Source organism: Sorangium sp. So ce693 (assembly GCF_051521375.1).
Classification (GTDB): domain Bacteria; phylum Myxococcota_A; class Polyangia; order Polyangiales; family Polyangiaceae; genus Sorangium; species Sorangium atrum.
The window spans coordinates 8565749-8581253 of record NZ_CP150347.1 but is presented as its reverse complement, the minus strand read 5'-3'; the positions used below and the strand labels follow the sequence as shown (position 1 = coordinate 8581253).

At 71.5% G+C, this 15505-nt stretch carries 13 protein-coding genes; 11 read left to right on the top strand and 2 right to left on the bottom strand.

Features of this window, described 5'->3' with window-relative positions; genetic code table 11:
* The first annotated feature begins 2 nt into the window (after positions 1 to 2).
* From WMF14_RS31905 to WMF14_RS31895, 3 genes are all read left to right on the top strand, one after another.
* Positions 3 to 2213 carry a bifunctional metallophosphatase/5'-nucleotidase gene (locus tag WMF14_RS31905; protein ID WP_437792359.1) on the top strand — a complete coding sequence of 737 codons (2211 nt, stop codon included), beginning with the start codon at positions 3 to 5 and terminating at the stop codon, positions 2211 to 2213.
* Entirely contained in the window at positions 2210 to 3655 is a 1446-nt protein-coding gene (locus WMF14_RS31900) for a hypothetical protein (RefSeq protein WP_437792356.1), read from the top strand. Before WMF14_RS31905 ends, WMF14_RS31900 begins: the two co-directional genes overlap by 4 nt.
* Before the next feature lie 73 nt (positions 3656 to 3728).
* Positions 3729 to 5543 carry a hypothetical protein gene (locus WMF14_RS31895; protein WP_437792354.1) on the top strand — a complete coding sequence of 605 codons (1815 nt, stop codon included), beginning with the start codon at positions 3729 to 3731 and terminating at the stop codon, positions 5541 to 5543.
* Between the two features lie 85 nt (positions 5544 to 5628).
* On the opposite strand, the gene WMF14_RS31890 is transcribed toward WMF14_RS31895, so the two are convergent.
* Positions 5629 to 6435 (bottom strand): helix-turn-helix domain-containing protein, encoded by an 807-nt coding sequence (locus WMF14_RS31890; protein WP_437792351.1) that lies wholly within the window; start codon positions 6433 to 6435, stop codon positions 5629 to 5631.
* 498 nt (positions 6436 to 6933) lie between these two features.
* Entirely contained in the window at positions 6934 to 8622 is a 1689-nt protein-coding gene (locus WMF14_RS31885; protein ID WP_272094679.1) for an acyl-CoA dehydrogenase family protein, read from the bottom strand.
* Positions 8623 to 8918: 296 nt separating this feature from the next.
* Between WMF14_RS31885 and WMF14_RS31880 the strand changes: the two genes are divergently transcribed.
* The 8 genes from WMF14_RS31880 (at position 8919) to sat (ending at position 15484) form a co-directional block, all read left to right on the top strand.
* A complete protein-coding gene (locus WMF14_RS31880; RefSeq protein WP_272094678.1) occupies positions 8919 to 9398 on the top strand; it encodes an RrF2 family transcriptional regulator in 480 nt (159 codons plus the stop codon).
* A 9-nt stretch (positions 9399 to 9407) separates the two neighbouring features.
* The gene (gene cysK, locus WMF14_RS31875; protein WP_437792349.1) at positions 9408 to 10469 is read left to right on the top strand and encodes a cysteine synthase A; all 1062 of its coding nucleotides are present in this window, start codon (positions 9408 to 9410) and stop codon (positions 10467 to 10469) included.
* Positions 10466 to 11464 (top strand): HesA/MoeB/ThiF family protein, encoded by a 999-nt coding sequence (locus tag WMF14_RS31870; RefSeq protein WP_437792347.1) that lies wholly within the window; start codon positions 10466 to 10468, stop codon positions 11462 to 11464. The genes cysK and WMF14_RS31870 overlap by 4 nt, the downstream gene beginning before the upstream one ends.
* The gene (locus WMF14_RS31865; RefSeq protein WP_012238383.1) at positions 11457 to 11735 is read left to right on the top strand and encodes a MoaD/ThiS family protein; all 279 of its coding nucleotides are present in this window, start codon (positions 11457 to 11459) and stop codon (positions 11733 to 11735) included. The genes WMF14_RS31870 and WMF14_RS31865 overlap by 8 nt, the downstream gene beginning before the upstream one ends.
* A 1-nt stretch (position 11736) precedes the next feature.
* On the top strand, positions 11737 to 12096 hold the full coding sequence (locus WMF14_RS31860) for a hypothetical protein (RefSeq protein WP_437792345.1): 360 nt from the start codon (positions 11737 to 11739) through the stop codon (positions 12094 to 12096).
* A complete protein-coding gene (locus tag WMF14_RS31855) occupies positions 12093 to 13043 on the top strand; it encodes a PLP-dependent cysteine synthase family protein (RefSeq protein WP_437792343.1) in 951 nt (316 codons plus the stop codon). Before WMF14_RS31860 ends, WMF14_RS31855 begins: the two co-directional genes overlap by 4 nt.
* Positions 13037 to 13609 (top strand): Mov34/MPN/PAD-1 family protein, encoded by a 573-nt coding sequence (locus WMF14_RS31850; RefSeq protein ID WP_272094673.1) that lies wholly within the window; start codon positions 13037 to 13039, stop codon positions 13607 to 13609. The genes WMF14_RS31855 and WMF14_RS31850 overlap by 7 nt, the downstream gene beginning before the upstream one ends.
* A gap of 129 nt (positions 13610 to 13738) precedes the next feature.
* Entirely contained in the window at positions 13739 to 15484 is a 1746-nt protein-coding gene (gene sat / locus WMF14_RS31845; protein ID WP_272094672.1) for a sulfate adenylyltransferase, read from the top strand.
* The last annotated feature ends 21 nt before the right edge of the window (positions 15485 to 15505 follow it).

Sequence of the window (15505 nt, the reverse complement as noted above, 5' to 3'; positions counted from 1 at the left end):
GCGTGCTCGGTGCGGTTGAGCCGACGCCTGCGGCGCCGGTCGCGTCCGGCGTGGCGCGCGCGCTGGCCGCCTGCGCGGTGGCGCTCGGCCTGTGCGCGGCGGGCTGCGAGGAGGAGGCGCCGCCGACGCGGCTCGTCGGCCAGGTGCACCTGACGCTGCTCCACACGTCGGACATCCACTCGCGGCTCTTCCCGTACAACCTGCAGCTCGGCCAGGTGGACGCGGGGCTCGGCCTCGGCGCGGCCGCCTCGATCGCCAACGTCGGCGGCGCCGCGCGCATGTCCCATCTCCTCGGCCGCGAGCGCGCCCGGTCGTCGCGCGCGCTGCACCTCGACGGAGGAGACTGCTTCCAGGGGGCGCCGATCTTCAATTTCTACTCCGGAGAGGCCGAGATCCGCGCCCTCGGCGCGATGGGCGTCGACGCCATGATCGTCGCCAACCACGAGTTCGACCGCGGCGCGCTGAACCTCGGCATCCAGCTCCAGCAGAACGCCGGCTTCCCCGTCCTCGCGGCGAACTACCAGCTCGAGGACCCCGCGCAGCCCGGCGCCTCTCCGCTCGGCGCCATCCTGCAGCCGTTCACGGTCTTCGACCTCGAGGGCCTCAAGGTCGGCGTCGTCGGGATGGGCAACCTCTCCAGCCTGACATCGATCTTCGAGGCGCCGAACCGGCTCGGCGTCACCCCGCTGAACACGACCGAGGTCGCCCAGTTCTACGTCGATCTGCTCCGCCCCACGGTGGACGTCATCGTCTTCGTCACCCACCTCGGCCTCGACGGCGACGAGCGGATGATCGAGACCACGACGGGCATCGACGTCGTTCTCGGCGGGCACAACCACATCGTCCTCCAGCCGCCGAAGCGCGTCCGCGACTGCTCGCGGTACTACGACGAGGAGCGGCAGAGCCATTACATCCTCCTGAACGACGAGCGTTCCCCCGGGGAGGGCGCGAAGCGCCGGCGTTACTGTACGCCGCGCGACGTGGTGCTCGCGCACTCCGGCGCGTTCGCGAAGTTCGTCGGCCGGCTCGACCTCGTGCTGTCCAGGGACGCCTCCGAGCTCGGGGGCGGCTACGACCCGCTGAACGGCTTCGAGGTGCTGTCGGATCGGTACGAGCTCTTCCCGGTGACCGAGGGCGTGCCCGCCGATCCGATCGTCGCCTCGGCGCTCGAGCCGTACGCGCAGGGGCTCGACGCGCTCGCGAACCTCGATCTCCTGGTCGGCTACGCGCCGGGCGGCTCCCGCGGCGCCTCGACGAGCGGCGGCGACTCGCCCCTCGGCAACCTCATCGCCGGGGCGATGTGGCTGCGCCTCGGCATCCAGACCGACTTCGCGCTCACGAACACGACAGGCATCCGCGCCGACCTCGCGCCCGGCCCGGTGACGGTCGAGCAGATGTTCAATGTCTTCCCCTTCGACAACTCGATCTCGAAGATGCAGCTCTCCGGCCTCGAGGTGCAGGAGCTCTTCGACTTCGTGGCGCGCCGATCGAGCGGCCGCGGGTGCGTCTCGCAGGCGCAGATCGCGGGCGCGCGGGTCGTCATCGACTGCGCCGCGCGCTCCGGAGGCGGCGCCGCGCCGGGCGTCGCGACCCACGTGTACATCGGCGCGCGCCAGCCGACGATCGCGTGCCCGAACGGCGACGCCGACTGTCCGGGCGGCGAGGTGGGCAGCTGCGACGTCGAGGCGAGGCGGTGCTGGCAGCCGATCGATCCGATCGCGACCTACGAGCTCGCGACGTCGAGCTACCTCGCCCAGGGCGGCAGCGGGTTCCGCGTGCTCCAGCGCAACACGACGCAGCTCGACACGCAGGTGCAGCAGCGCGACGCGCTGATCGACCACCTCCGCGCGGGCAGCCCGTGCGGCGCGGACAAGCGCGGAGAGCTCGCGTCGTGCCGGCAGGACGCCGACTGCGCGGGCGTGGGCGAGGGCTTCGTCTGCGCGTGCCCCGAGTCGGTGGTCGAGGGGCAGGCGTGCACGACAGGCGCCGCGCCGTGCTCCCGGGGCGCGTGTGTGCTCGCGCGTTGCCGCGACGACGTCGCCGCCCACCAGCGGGACGTCTGCGCCGAGGCCCCGACCGACTGGGTGCGGGAGCGGTGCGAGAGCGCGCTCGCCCCGTGCAGCGCCGCGGGCGAGCAGTGCAAGTACCTGGCGTGCGTCGACCGGCGGCTCGGCAACTTCTCCGACGGCCGCTTGCGGATGGTGGGCCAGTGACGCCGCGGGCGCGGCATCGAGCGGCGCTCGCGGCCGCCGCGCTCGCCGGGTGCAGCAGCGACTTCGAGCCGCCCCGGGGCGGCTCGAGCTTCTGGGTCCAGGTCGAGCAGGTGAACGGGGAAGCGCCGCCCTCCGCCGAGGCGCCGTTGCCGGCCAACCGCGGCGACACCGTGGACGCCTGGTCGTTCAGGATCGAGGCGCGCGACGCTGCCGGCCGCCGGGCGCCCTTCGACGGCATGGTCAGGCTCAGCATCGAGCCCGGGGCGGTGCTCGACGTCGAGGCCGAGGACGAGGGCATCGCGGTCGGCCGCAACATCCGCCTGCGGGGCGGCGTCGCCAAGGGGATCGCCCACGTGACGGCCGTCTACGGACCCACCCGGCTGTGGGTCGAGGACGTCGGCTACCGGCCCGCGTCCCGGGGAGACCGGCCCGCGTGCGCCAACGGTGTCGACGATGACGCGCCGGGCGACGTGCTCGTCGATTTCCCTGCCGATCCCGGGTGCGCCTTCGCGGACGACGACACCGAGGAGGGCGGCTCCTTCAGCGCCGGTGTCTCGAAGCCGGTCGCTTACGCCGTGCCGCGCATCGCCGACGTGCAGGGCGGCGGCCCGGCGACGCCCTACCCGACCGAAGCGATGCAGATCAACACCGCGGCTCCTCAGCAGGTCGTCGTCACGCGTGTCTCGAGCGACGGCTTCTACGTCACCGATCTGACGGGCCAGGGGAGCGGCTTCAACCACCTCTTCGCGTACAATTTCAGCACACCTGCCAACATGCGTGTCTGCGATCGGCTCGAGTACCTCGCCGGCACCGTCGACGAGTTCTTCGGCTTCACCGAGCTCTCGTTCCCTTCGTACGAGATCGCGCGCGTGCAGGGAGGAGCGGAGTGCCTGGTCCCGGAGCCGACGGTGCTCGACGGGCCGACGCTCGCCGGCGCCTCGGCCATGGAGCGCCTCGAGAGCGGGCTCGTGCGCGTCGAGGGGTTCCACGTGAGCGAGCGCTTCGGTCCGAGGCCCGCGAGGGACAACGTCTTCGCCGCGGAGCAATCGAACTGCGATCTGAACGGCGACGGGCGGGTCGATTTCGACAGCCAGGCCGAGCGGAGCTGCGCGAACGCGTGCTCGGACGACCCCGAGTGCAGCGAGTGGACGAGCTACGCCGCGCGCGGCAACTACAAGATCACAGACGGATCGAGCATGATCCAGATCCAGACGGGCACGGTGAGCGCCTTCGATCCGACGTCCCGCCGGGGCGAGGTGATCGACGCGGTGACTGGCACGCTCCGGAACTTCTCGGGCGGCTCGCTGCACTGGACGATCGAAGCCCGCTGCCCGGACGACCTCGTCTGCGCGGCGCCCGGCTGCGCGCCCGCAACGAAGCCCTCGAAGGAGGCCTGTGTCCGGACGCGCAGCCTCGACGACAACGACGCCGAGACCAACTAGCCACCTCCTCACCTTCGCCGCGGTCGCGCTGCGCCCGCCGGATCCCCCAGGCCCAGGAAAGCCACCGCCCGCCATGCTCCGAAGCGCGCTCCTCGCCCCCGCTGTCTCCGGGGCCTTGCTGTTCACGCTCGCGCCGCCGGCGCTAGGGCAGCCGCAGCCGCCGCCCGGTCCTGCTGCGCCTTCGGTACCGGCGCCAGCGCCGGGGGCGCCGAGCCCGGACCAGGTCGCGCCGGCACCGGCGCCCGCCGCGCCGGCCCCAGCGGCCGCCGCGCCGTCTCCGACCTCGCAGCCCGCACCCGCGCCCGTCGTCCCCACCCTCCCACGGCGCGAGCCCTACCTGCCGCCGGCGGCCGAGGAGCCGCCCGTCCGCCTGGGGGACGCGATGGACACGCGCCTCACGTGGACGCTCGGGGACGACGATCTGCTCCACGACACCGGCCAGGCCCAGCCGCTCTCGCCGAACCTCAGCGTCGGTGATCGGAAGCAATACCGGCTCTTCTTCGACAACCTCAACTCCCGCTTCACCGGGCGCGAGAACCTGACGCACCTCGCGCTCTACAAGAGAATGCCGGGGTTCATCGAGCGGCTCGACACCGAGGCTTCGCTCGTCCTGCGCATCGACCTCGCCGCGCTGTCCAGGAACGACAACAACGTCAATCAGGCGCTTTACGACGCCGGATCGTTCATTCGCGCCTTCTATCACACCGACGGCAAGGCAGAGGGGAAGACGGGTATCGGCGTCACGCTCTGGCCCATCGACACGGACCGGCTTCGACTGGGCTACCTCTACGACATCTCGTGGGGCGGGACGAACGCCTCCGCCAACCAGTCCATCTTCCCGCGCATCATCGGAACCGCGCCTGGCGCGAAGGTCCAGTTCGATTCCGACCGGTTCAGCGTGTACGCGGGGTTCAAGGTCGCGAGCCTCACCCAGCTCCAGCATGTGCTCACCCCCGGCACGAGCGAGACTGAGGAGATCCGGATCGCTCAGACCAACTGGGGCTTTCTCCTTGGCGGGGGCGCCGATCTCCACCCCTACGTCCACGTCGACCTCGGCGCCGGCTACTTTCAGCAGGGCCGCTTCGACTTGCCCGACGTCGTCGGCGACCCGGTCTACACCTACGGCGGCTCGGCCCGGGTCGTCGCGCACGCGAAGAACGAGCCCATCCCGCAGTCGGTCGACTTCCTCCTCTATCGCAACGATCCAAACAAGCCGCAGATCCTCTTCAAGCCCGAGTTCTACACGCCGGGCAAGACGACATGGGCGGTGAGCCTCGAAGCGACGAACCTCTTCCAGAACCTCAAGGACTTCGAGTCTGCCGGTGTCACCACCCATCAGCCGGCACGCGCCGGCGCCCTCCAGGCGGTCGTCAAGTCCGGATACGCGCGCGCGAGCGTCACGGGCGTCTACCGGGATCTGCCGTTCGTGCTGCGCAACCAGCCGAGCTTCATCCCATTCCAGACGATCCCGAAGACCGCCCAGACGTCGACGGCCGACGAGCTGTTCTTCGCGCTCGCCGCCGACTATTACCTCGCGTCCGTGCGGCTTACCCCTGGCCTTGGCGTGGGCTTGCAGTTCCCCGCCGCGTTCAGGACGATGTCCATCGACACCATGAGCGCGGTGATCGCGCGCACGTCCGTCGTCCGAGAGCAGGGCAATGTGTCGATCCTCCCCTTCAACGCCTCGGCTGTGCCCATCTTCCAGGCCCGCGTGAGCCTCAAGTGGGATATCAGCAAGATCCTCTCCGCGGTGGCGTGGGCTCAGGTTGTGCGTGACAACAACGGCACGTTCATGGAGCGCGATCCCTCCGAGGGAACCGTGGCCCTGCGCACCTTCGTGAACCCCGATTTCTTCGGTCTCGGCACGAGCTTCCAGGCCCGCTTCTGACCCGACGCCCGCGATGCGCGCTGACCGCGTCGCCCGCTCGCCGCGCCCGCGTTTCCCCCGCTCACCGCGCCTCCGCCGCCGCCGCTCATCGCGGCTCGAAATCCTTGAACGCCGCCACGGCCCGCTGCGACGTGCTCACCGTCTCGACGATGCGGAAGCCGCCGCGCAGGTAGAACCCCTCGAAGTGCAGCACGCTCTCGCCGTCGGCGGGCTCGATCTCCCAGTAGCGCGAGCGGTCCTTCGACGTGCCCAGCACCGCGATCCGCCGCCACCCCGCCGGGATCATGCCCGTCCACTCCGGGCCGCGCTTCTCCGTCAGCTCGAAGTCGTCGCGGCTGTGCTTCACCCGGAAGCTCGCGTCCGGCCCCGAGCCGATGCGCGCGTCGAGCGCGGCCCCGGGCGGTCCCTTCGCCATCTGGTCCTGGCGCCGCGGTCCCCGCTTGCTCACCCGGTAGCCCGCCACCGACTGCGGATCGAGGTAGTAGGTGCCCCCTTCCTTGCTCGCGCGCAGCCGCCCCGCGTAGATCGCCTGGCGCACAGCGCTCTCCGAGATGCCGAGCTGCTGCGCGGCGTCCGGCACCGTCATCGTGAAGCGCGTCCGCGGCGTGAGGACCGCCGAATCGGGCGGCAGGCGCTTCCGCGCGACGCAGTCGAGCATCACGTGGAAGGTCGGGTCGCGGTACACGTCGGCGGTCGCGATGCTCCGGCCCGCGACGGCGGTCCTGTCCAGCAACGGGTTCTCCTGGCCGAGCACGAGATCCAGCAGCTCGACGTCGGACACCGACGGATCCCTGGCCGCCGCAAGGACCCGGGACAGAAAGGCGCCGAGCTCGCCCGCCGGCGTCGGGAACTCGACCGTCTCGCCGGACAGCAGCGTGTATTGCGTCTTCATCTCGCCTCTTCGCAGCTCGTCGTGTGCGCTCGCCCACACCGCGCGCCGCACGCGTGCCCGGGGCCACGCGAGCCCGATCCGTCCAGGAGGCGGACGAAGTCCCACGCACGCGCCGGAGGCACGCGCAGGCGGATCTCACCCCACCGGGGGCGCCGCGCCGGCGGAGCCCGCCTCGATGGACGGGCCCGCCCGCACGTCGCCCGCGTCGGGCACGCGTTCAGCGCCGCAGCTACGCATTACTGTAAGCCCGTTCAGGTTGTCCCGTCTAGTGCCTTCGCAAGCCGCTAGGACAAATGCCGTCCGCTTCCAGGACGAACAGGCATTCGCAACCGTCCGAAACCAAACGTTAATTCCGTACGATCAGAATGCAGCGCGACCCCGGAAAAATCGTCGAGGCGCGCGGATGGGGCGCGGATCACGACGCCACGCCGGCCTCGCGCCGTCGCCGCACCCGGGTTGCCGGATGGATTTGTTCAGTGGGTGGACCCCACCATTTGTTCAGGTGTCGGGTCGCTGTCGCGTCTCGGCGAGGGCCTCGATCGTGTCGCGATCGTGGTCCCGGATGCAGTCGACGCCGTTGCGCTCGAACTGGACGGCGGCGGCCAGCGCGGTCCGGCTGCGCTCGCGGTCGATGGCCCACGCGGCGTGTCGCACGAGCAGGGCGAGCTGCAGCGCCCGGCCCAGCGTGATCGCGACCCGGCGGGCGCCCGCCTCGAGGCCGGGGCGGTCGGCGGAGGCCATCTCCTTGATCCACGCGCGGGCGTGCGACACCGCGCGCGACGCGGACGTCTCGGCCTCGGCGAGCTTCGGCTCGACCACGCCGGTCAGGAGGCGCGCCACCTCGGCCGCGAGGATGTCGAGCGAGCCGTCCTTCAGGATCACCCGCAGCGCGTCGAGGGCGAGCACGTTGGTCGTGCCCTCCCAGATCGTGAGGACCTGCGCGTCCCGGAGCAGGCGCGGCAGGCCCGTGTCCTCGACGTAGCCGGCCCCGCCGAACGCCTCGAGCACCTCGCTCAGCACCGACACCGCCTGCTTGGCGGTCGTGAGCTTCGCGAGCGGGATGATCAGCCGCAGCAGCTTGGCCTCCGAGTCGGTGAGCGAGCCCGTCTCCTCGCGCCCGAGCAGCTCGATCGCGCGGAAGGTCAGGTGGAAGGCGCCCTCGAACTCGGCCTGGAGCTCGGCGAGCGTGTCCATGTGCAGCGGCTTCTCCGCCAGCGTCGTGCCGAACTGGACTCGGCTCTGGGCGTACGAGCGCGCCAGCGCGAGCCCCCGGCGCATCCCGGCGATGGCGCCGATCGCGTTCCATGTGCGCGTCACGTTGAGCATCGGCGCGATCGCCCGGACGCCGTTCGAGAGGCCCGCCACCGGCGTGGCGAGGACCCCGTCGAGCGTGAGCTCGGCGGTCGGCACCTTGCGCGTCCCGAGCTTGTCCTTCAGCCGGTTGATCAGCACGCCCTCGCGGCGGCCCGCCTCGCCCGCGAGCTCCACGTAGAAGAGTGCGAGGCCGCGGCTGCCCTCGGGGTTGCCCTCGGGGCGCGCGAGCGTGAGCGCCATCTCCGACGTGGTGGACGAGGCGAACCACTTCGTCCCGTGGAGCCGGTAGGCCCCGTCGGGGCCGAGGCGCGCCGCCGTCTCGCTCCGCCCCACGTCCGAGCCGCCGGTGCGCTCGGTCATCCACTGGCCCGAGGTCCACGCGGCGGCGGGGTCGCGGCTCGTCAGCCGGGGCACGGCGCGGTCGATGAGCGCGTGGTTGCCGCTCGCGAGGAGCGTCCGCGCGGCGCCGTCGGTCATCGCGAGCGGGCACGTGTACACGTCGCTCGACGCGTCGAAGAGGTACGCCAGCGCGAACTGATGGACGCGCGAGAACGCGCCGTGCGCCCGCTCGTAGGCCGTCGCGACGACCCCCCGCTCGCACGCGATCCGGGCCGCCTCCTTCCAGAGCTGGGTCACCTCGACCTGGTCGACGCGCCTTCCCCAGGCGTCCCACGACGTGAGCTTCGGCTCGTTCGCGCGATCGGCGAGCTGCAGCTGGTACAGGCGGCCGCCGGCGAGCTCGCCCATCTCCCGCAGCGAAGGCGTTATCGACGCGGCCACCTCGCGCGGCAGGGCCCGCGCGAGATAGGACCGCAGCACGCGGTCGTCGTCGTACTGGTTCCCGAGTGTGGGGGGGTCTTGATAGAAAGCCACCGGCCGACTCCTAGGTTGGTGCGCCGCAACCCGAACCGTGCGACGCCCGCGCGCCGATCACGTTCCGCGCGCCCCTCCGTGCACGCGCGGCGACTCGCAGCCTCGATAGAGCTCGAAGCTACTGAACCCGTCCCATCCGGTTCAACAGGAAGCCGAGGCCGCGTCGCGGCGACGCGGCGAACGGTGAACCTCTGCTGGTAATTTCGCCGCGACCGCCGGTTTTTGTGCGCTGTTCGGGTGCTGTGTCGCACGGAAAGAAGGGGAAGTCGCTGAATGTGCCGTTCTTGACTTCTCCGATGCACCAATGCATATGGCTGGCGGTGAAGCTCTCGAACAAGGGTCGCTACGGTGTGCGCGCATTGTTCGATATCGCATTCCACAACGACGGGCGGCCGACGCAGATCCGCGAGATCTCGGAGCGTGAGGTCATCCCTGCGCGCTTCCTGGAGCAGATCTTCCAGGACCTGAAGAAGGCCGGGCTCATCAGCTCGAAGCGGGGGCCGCGCGGCGGTTATCACCTCGCGCGGCCCGCGAGCGAGATCAGCCTGGGCGACGTCGTCCGCGCCCTGGAGGGGCCGGTCGCCGTGATCGCGCCGGATGACGACGGCAGGCCGGAGGGCTCGCCGCTCGACCCGCCCACGGCGGTGTTCCACGATCTGGCGCTCGCGATCGAGCGCTGCTTCGACTCGGTCTCGATCGCCGACGTCTGCGAGCGCGGCGTCGAGCTCGGCGTGCGCCGCAAGGGGCGGCCAGAGCGCTCGACCTACGTGATCTGAACCGACACCATGAGCAGCCCCGAACGATCCGCACAATCCACCGGCGCACCGGGCGCACCCGGCGCACCCGCGGAGCGCGCAGCGCAGCTCCCGCCGCTGCCGTCGCACCCGCGCGTCGTCGACAGCCTCCTCGACCTCGTCGGCGACACGCCGCTCTACGAGATCCGCCGCGTCGACGCGGCGACGCCCCGGGGGCGCGTCTTCGGGAAGGCCGAGCAGCAGAACCCGGGCGGCTCGCTGAAGGACCGGATCTGCCTCGCGATGATCGAGGGCGCCGAGGCGCGCGGGCTGCTCGGCGCGGGCGGCGTGGTCATCGAGCCGACGTCGGGGAACACCGGGATCGGGCTCGCGATCGTGTGCGCGGCGAAGGGGTACCGCTGCATCCTGACGATGCCGGCGAGCATGAGCCTGGAGCGGCGCCAGCTGCTCGAGGCCTACGGGGCGGAGGTCGTCCTGACCGAGCCCGAGCTGCAGATGGAGGGGGCCATCGCCCGGGCGCGCGAGCTCGCGGCGGACATCCCGGGGGCGCTCATCCTCAGCCAGTTCGACAACCCCGACAACCCGCGCGTCCACGCGGAGACGACCGCGCGGGAGATCCTGCACGCGATGGCCGGCCTCGACGCGCCGGGGCGGCCCGGTCCCCGGCAGTCGCTGACGATCGACGCGTTCGTCGCCGGCGTGGGGACGGGCGGGTCGGTGAGCGGCGTCGGGCGCGTGCTCAAGCGGCTCCGCCGGGCGACGCGCGTCATCGCGGTCGAGCCCGAGTCGTGCGCGACGATCTCGCGCGGCGAGCGCGGGCCCACCAAGATCCAGGGGCTCGCCGCCGGGTTCGTCCCCGAGAACTACGATCCGAGCGTGGTGGACGAGGTGCGGACGGTCAGCGATCGCGCCGCGTACGACACGAAGGCGGCGCTGGCCCGTCAGGAGGGGCTGCTCGTCGGCATCAGCGCTGGCGCCGCGGTGCGCGTCGCGCTCGACGTCGCCCGCGAGCTCGGCCCCGACGCCAACGTGGTGACCGTCCTCTGCGACACCGGCGAGCGCTACTTCAGCCTGGACGAGTATTTCCGATGAGCGGCGGCGGCGAGGCGATCCGCGGGTGCGTCCTCCTCGTCGGGGCGGGGGGGATCGCCGCGCCCGCCGCGCTCGCGCTCGCCGCTGCCGGGGTGCGGGAGCTCCGGGTCGTGGACGACGACCAGGTCGAGCTGACGAACTTGCATCGTCAGATCCTGTTCGACGACGACGACGTCGGGCGGCCGAAGCTCGACGCGTTCGCGGAGGCCCTGCGCCGCCGCTTCCCCGGGCTCCGCGTCGATCGCCGTTACGGCCGCTTCGCGCCGAGCGCGGCGGCGGGGCTGATGCCGGGCGTCTCCGTGGTGGTCGACGCGACCGACAACTTCGCGTCGCGGTTCCTGATCGCCGACGTGTGCCGCCTGACGAGGACGCCGGTGGTCCATGCCGCCGCGATCCGCTGGCGCGCGACGGTGATGGCGGTCGCGGGGGAGGGGGCGCCCTGCTACCGCTGCCTCTTCGAGGACCTGCCGACCGGGGACGCGCCGGATTGCGCCACGGCCGGCGTGGCTGGCCCGGTGTGCGGCGTGGCCGGCGCGATCGCGGCGGATCGCGCGCTGGCGATCCTCGCGGGCGACGCGTCGATCTTCGGCCGGATCGCGACGTACGACGGCCTCACGGACACGCTGCGCAGCGTCCCTGTCTCCGCGCGGCCCGCCTGCGACCTCTGCGGGGCGCGCGCCGCGATCGCGACGATCGACGCATCCCGCTACGTCGTCGCGTGCACGGCGGAGAGCGGATCCCCGACCCCTGCTGAAGGGGACCGCGAGAGCGGATCCCCGACCCACGTTGAAGGGGACCGCGAGAGCGGATCCCCGACCGCTGCTGAAGGGGACCGCGAAGGCGGATCCCCGACCGCTGCTGAAGGGGACCGCGAAGGCGGATCCCCGACCCACGTTGAAGGGGACCGCGAAGGCGGATCCCCGACCCCTGCTGTAAAGGACCGCGAGAGCGGATCCTCGACCCACCTCAAGACTGGAGAGCAAGACCATGGCTGACACCGCGACCGTCCGCATCCCGACCCCCCTCCGCACGCTCACCGGGGGGCAGGACGAGGTCAAAGCCGCTGGCGGCACCGTCGGCGAGCTGATCGAGAACCTCGAGAAGAGCTACCCCGGCATCCGCGACCGACTCCTCGACGAGAAGGGCGTGCGGCGCTTCGTGAACATCTTCGTGGGCGACGAGGACATCCGCTTCCTCGACGGGCTGAAGACGCCCGTGAAGGGCGGCGACCAGGTGGCAATCGTCCCCGCGATCGCCGGGGGCTGAGGTGGACGACCCGCGCTATCTCCGCCAGGTGTTGCTCGCGGAGATCGGTCCAGAGGGACAGGCGAGGCTCAAGGCGGCGACGGCGCGCGTGCTCGGCGGCGGCAGCGACGCGCCGCCGCTCGCGCACGAGGTGGCGGAGCGCTACGCGCGCGGCGCCGGCTTCGGCGCGCTCGCGGAGGGCGCGATCGACCTCGCCGCGCTCGCGCCCGCGGAGCTCGTCGCCTCGCCCGCCGCGCGCGCCGTGCTCGCGGGCGCGCGCGCGGCGCTCGCCGCGATGCGCGCCGCGCTGGCTCAGGGCAGCGCCGCGGGGAGCGCGGGGAGCGCGGGGCAGGGGAGCGCGGGGGAGGTCGACCCGTCATGAGGCACTCGCTCGCCCGCTCCCGGCGCCTGGGGTCGGTCGTCGACGCCGTGGGCGACACGCCGCTGTTGCGCCTCTCGCGCGTCGGCCGCGAGACGCCGTCGGTCGAGGTCTACGCCAAGCTCGAGTTCGCGAACCCCGGCGGCTCGGTGAAGGATCGCGCCGCGCTGCGGATGATGACCCGCGCCGCCGCGGACGGCCGCCTCACCAGCCAGAAGACGCTCATCGACTCGACGAGCGGCAACACCGGGGTCGCCTACTCGCTCTTCGGCGCGGCGATGGGCTTCAAGGTGGCGCTCGTCATGCCGTCGAACGTGTCGAAGGCGCGCAAGGACATCGCGCGCGCGTTCGGCACGGAGCTCATCTTCAGCGACCCGATGGAGGGCTCCGACGGCGCCATCCGCCTCGTGCGCTCGCTGGTCGAGAAGGATCCGGAGCGGTACTTCTACCCGGATCAGTACTCGAACGAGGACAACCCGCTCGCCCACTACCACGGTACGGCGCGCGAGATCCTGGAGGCGGTCGGCGACAGGATCACGCACTTCGTGGCCGGCATCGGCACGAGCGGCACCATCGTCGGGACGAGCCGGCGGCTGCGCGAGCACCACCGCCCGATCCGCTGCATCGCCGTGGAGCCCACGGAGGCGCTCCATGGGCTGGAGGGGCTCAAGCACCTGCCGAGCTCGCTCGTGCCCGCCATCCACGACGAGGGCGCGTACCACGAGACGATGCGCATCACGACGGAGGACGGCTGGGACATGTCCGATCGCCTCGCGCGCGAGGAGGCGCTGCACGTGGGGCACTCGGGCGGCGCGGCGATCTTCGCGGCCTTCGAGATCGCGAAGCGCCTGCACCGCGAACAGCAAGGAGGGTGCGTCGTGGCGATTGTCCCCGACCGGGGCGACCGCTATTTTGCGCCCATGAAATGGGAGAAGCGTTACTTATGGTGATGTCTCCACAGCCGTGGACCGCCGGTGGGGTGGTCCTCAAGGCGAGCGTGCTCAAGGCGGTCGAGGACGAGGCGCTCGCGGGCTACGCGCGCGACGAGGAGGCCTGCGGGTACCTGAAGGGGCCCGCGGACGAGCCGCTGCTCTGTGACGAGCACGTCCGGATGGACAACATCGCGAACAAGCTCCACGCCGTCGATCCGGAGCGGTACTTCCGGACGGCGCGGACGTTCTTCGATTTCAACGGCAAGCGCTTCTCCGACGCCGTCGAGAAGGGCGCCTCGGCGGGGCGCCCGGTGAAGGTGCTCTATCACTCTCACCTCGACGCCGGCGCCTACTTCAGCCCGACGGACGCTGCCATGATGAGCGGCGGCGAGCCGCCGGCCGAGGAAGGGGCCCCGATCGTGATGGGGCCCGGGCCGGCGTTCCCGCTCGCGTTCCTCGTCACCAGCGTGCGCGGCGGCTCCGGCGAAGGGCGTCCGGAGGAGGCGCCCCGCATCGCCGAGCACCGCCTCTTCGTGTGGGACGGCGCCGCGTTCGTCGCGTCGACGTTCTCCGTCGTCGATTGAGCTCATCGCGCCGGGGCGCGCGTCCGCGCGCTCTCGCGCAGCCCTCCTCCGCTCGTCGAGGGGTCCGCACCCGAGGCCCGGAGCGGCCGAGTCCGTAGTCGTCACTTGATCATCGAAGGAGTTGCCTAAATGTCAGGTTTTGTTGTCTGGTTCACCGGTTTGAGCGGCGCTGGCAAGAGCACGCTCGCGGCGATGCTCTCGGCCGAGCTCCGCGCCCGCTCCGTCCACGTGGAGGTGCTCGACGGCGACGAGGTGCGCACCAACCTCTCGAAGGGCCTCGGGTTCTCGAAGGAGGACCGCGATACGAACATCCGGCGAATCGGATACGTGGCGAAGCTCATCGCCCGGTCGGGCGCGTGCGCGATGACGGCCGCCATCAGCCCTTACAAGGCGATCCGTGACGAGCAGCGGGCCCAGATCCCCCACTTCGTCGAGGTGTTCTGCTCCTGCGCGATCCCCGTGCTCGCCGAGCGCGACGCGAAGGGGCTCTACAAGAAGGCGCTCGCGGGCGAGATCAAGAACTTCACGGGCATCGACGATCCGTACGAGGCGCCCGAGAGCCCCGAGGTGGTCGTCGACACTGGCAAGGAGACGAAGGAGGAGAGCCTCGCCAAGATCCTCGCCAAGCTCGAGGAGCTCGGCTACGTCCCGCGCCGCGGCGCCGCGGTCGCCGTGTCCGGCGCGGCCGCCGCGGGGGCGGCCGCGGGCGGCGCGCGCGGGCTCATCGCGCCGCACGGCGGCGAGCTCGTGAACCGGTGGGTCGAGGGCGCGGCGAAGGCGTCGCTCGCGGAGCGGGCGAAGGGGCTGCCGGTCATCGAGCTCGACGAGCGGACCGAGAGCGACGTCGAGATGATCGCGGTCGGGGCGTTCTCCCCGCTGCGCGGCTTCATGAACTCGAAGGACTACCTGCGCGTCGTGCGCGAGATGCGGCTCGAGAGCGGCCTTCCGTGGTCGATGCCGATCACGCTCGCCGTCTCCGAGCAGGCGGCCGAGGGGCTCCGCGTGGGCTCCGAGGCGGCGCTCCGCGCGCGCGACGGCCGCATCGTCGCGGTCATCGAGCTGAGCGACAAGTGGCGGCCCAACAAGGAGCTCGAGGCGCAGGAGGTGTTCCGGACGACCGAGACGAAGCACCCGGGCGTCGCCTACCTGATGAGCACGGGCCCCGTGTACGTCGGCGGCGAGATCCGCGTGCTGGAGCGGCCCGTCGACTCGGCGTTCCCGGCGTACGACCGGAGCCCGGCGACGACGCGGGCGTACTTCGCCGAGAAGGGCTGGCGCCGCATCGTCGGGTTCCAGACGCGGAACCCGATCCACCGGGCGCACGAGTTCATCACCAAGACGGCGCTGGAGATCTGCGACGGCCTGATGATCCACCCGCTCGTCGGCGCGACCAAGTCGGACGACATCCCGGCGGACGTGCGGATGCGTTGCTACGAGGAGCTCATCGCGAAGTACTATGTGAAGGACCGCGTGCTGCTCTCGATCTACCCGGCGGCGATGCGCTACGCGGGGCCGCGCGAGGCGATCTTCCACGCGCTGGCGCGGAAGAACTACGGCTGCTCCCACTTCATCGTGGGGCGCGATCACGCCGGCGTCGGCAGCTACTACGGCACGTACGACGCGCAGGAGATCTTCAATGCCTTCAGCCCCGGAGAGCTCGGCATCACCACGCTCAACTTCGAGAACGCGTTCTACTCGACCGTGGTCGGCGCGATGGCCACGGCAAAGACGGCGCCTGGCGATGCGTCGACGCAGGTCAATCTGTCCGGGACGAAGGTGCGCGAGCTGCTCCAGCGCGGCGAGCTGCCGCCGCCGGAGTTCTCCCGTCCGGAGGTCGCGCGCATCCTCATCGAGTCGATGCGCAGCTCGTCGTAGCCCCGGGCGCCTGAGGGCCGC

Bases quoted from the DNA above. Each gene is read 5' to 3' on its own strand.
- WMF14_RS31850 (WP_272094673.1), top strand. From the start codon at position 13,037: ATGGTGATGTCTCCACAGCCGTGGACCGCCGGTGGGGTGGTCCTCAAG.
- WMF14_RS31880 (WP_272094678.1), top strand. From the start codon at position 8,919: ATGCACCAATGCATATGGCTGGCGGTGAAGCTCTCGAACAAGGGTCGC.
- WMF14_RS31890 (WP_437792351.1), bottom strand. From the start codon at position 6,435: ATGAAGACGCAATACACGCTGCTGTCCGGCGAGACGGTCGAGTTCCCG.
- sat (WP_272094672.1), top strand. From the start codon at position 13,739: ATGTCAGGTTTTGTTGTCTGGTTCACCGGTTTGAGCGGCGCTGGCAAG.
- WMF14_RS31865 (WP_012238383.1), top strand. From the start codon at position 11,457: ATGGCTGACACCGCGACCGTCCGCATCCCGACCCCCCTCCGCACGCTC.
- WMF14_RS31870 (WP_437792347.1), top strand. From the start codon at position 10,466: ATGAGCGGCGGCGGCGAGGCGATCCGCGGGTGCGTCCTCCTCGTCGGG.
- WMF14_RS31855 (WP_437792343.1), top strand. From the start codon at position 12,093: ATGAGGCACTCGCTCGCCCGCTCCCGGCGCCTGGGGTCGGTCGTCGAC.
- WMF14_RS31895 (WP_437792354.1), top strand. From the start codon at position 3,729: ATGCTCCGAAGCGCGCTCCTCGCCCCCGCTGTCTCCGGGGCCTTGCTG.
- cysK (WP_437792349.1), top strand. From the start codon at position 9,408: ATGAGCAGCCCCGAACGATCCGCACAATCCACCGGCGCACCGGGCGCA.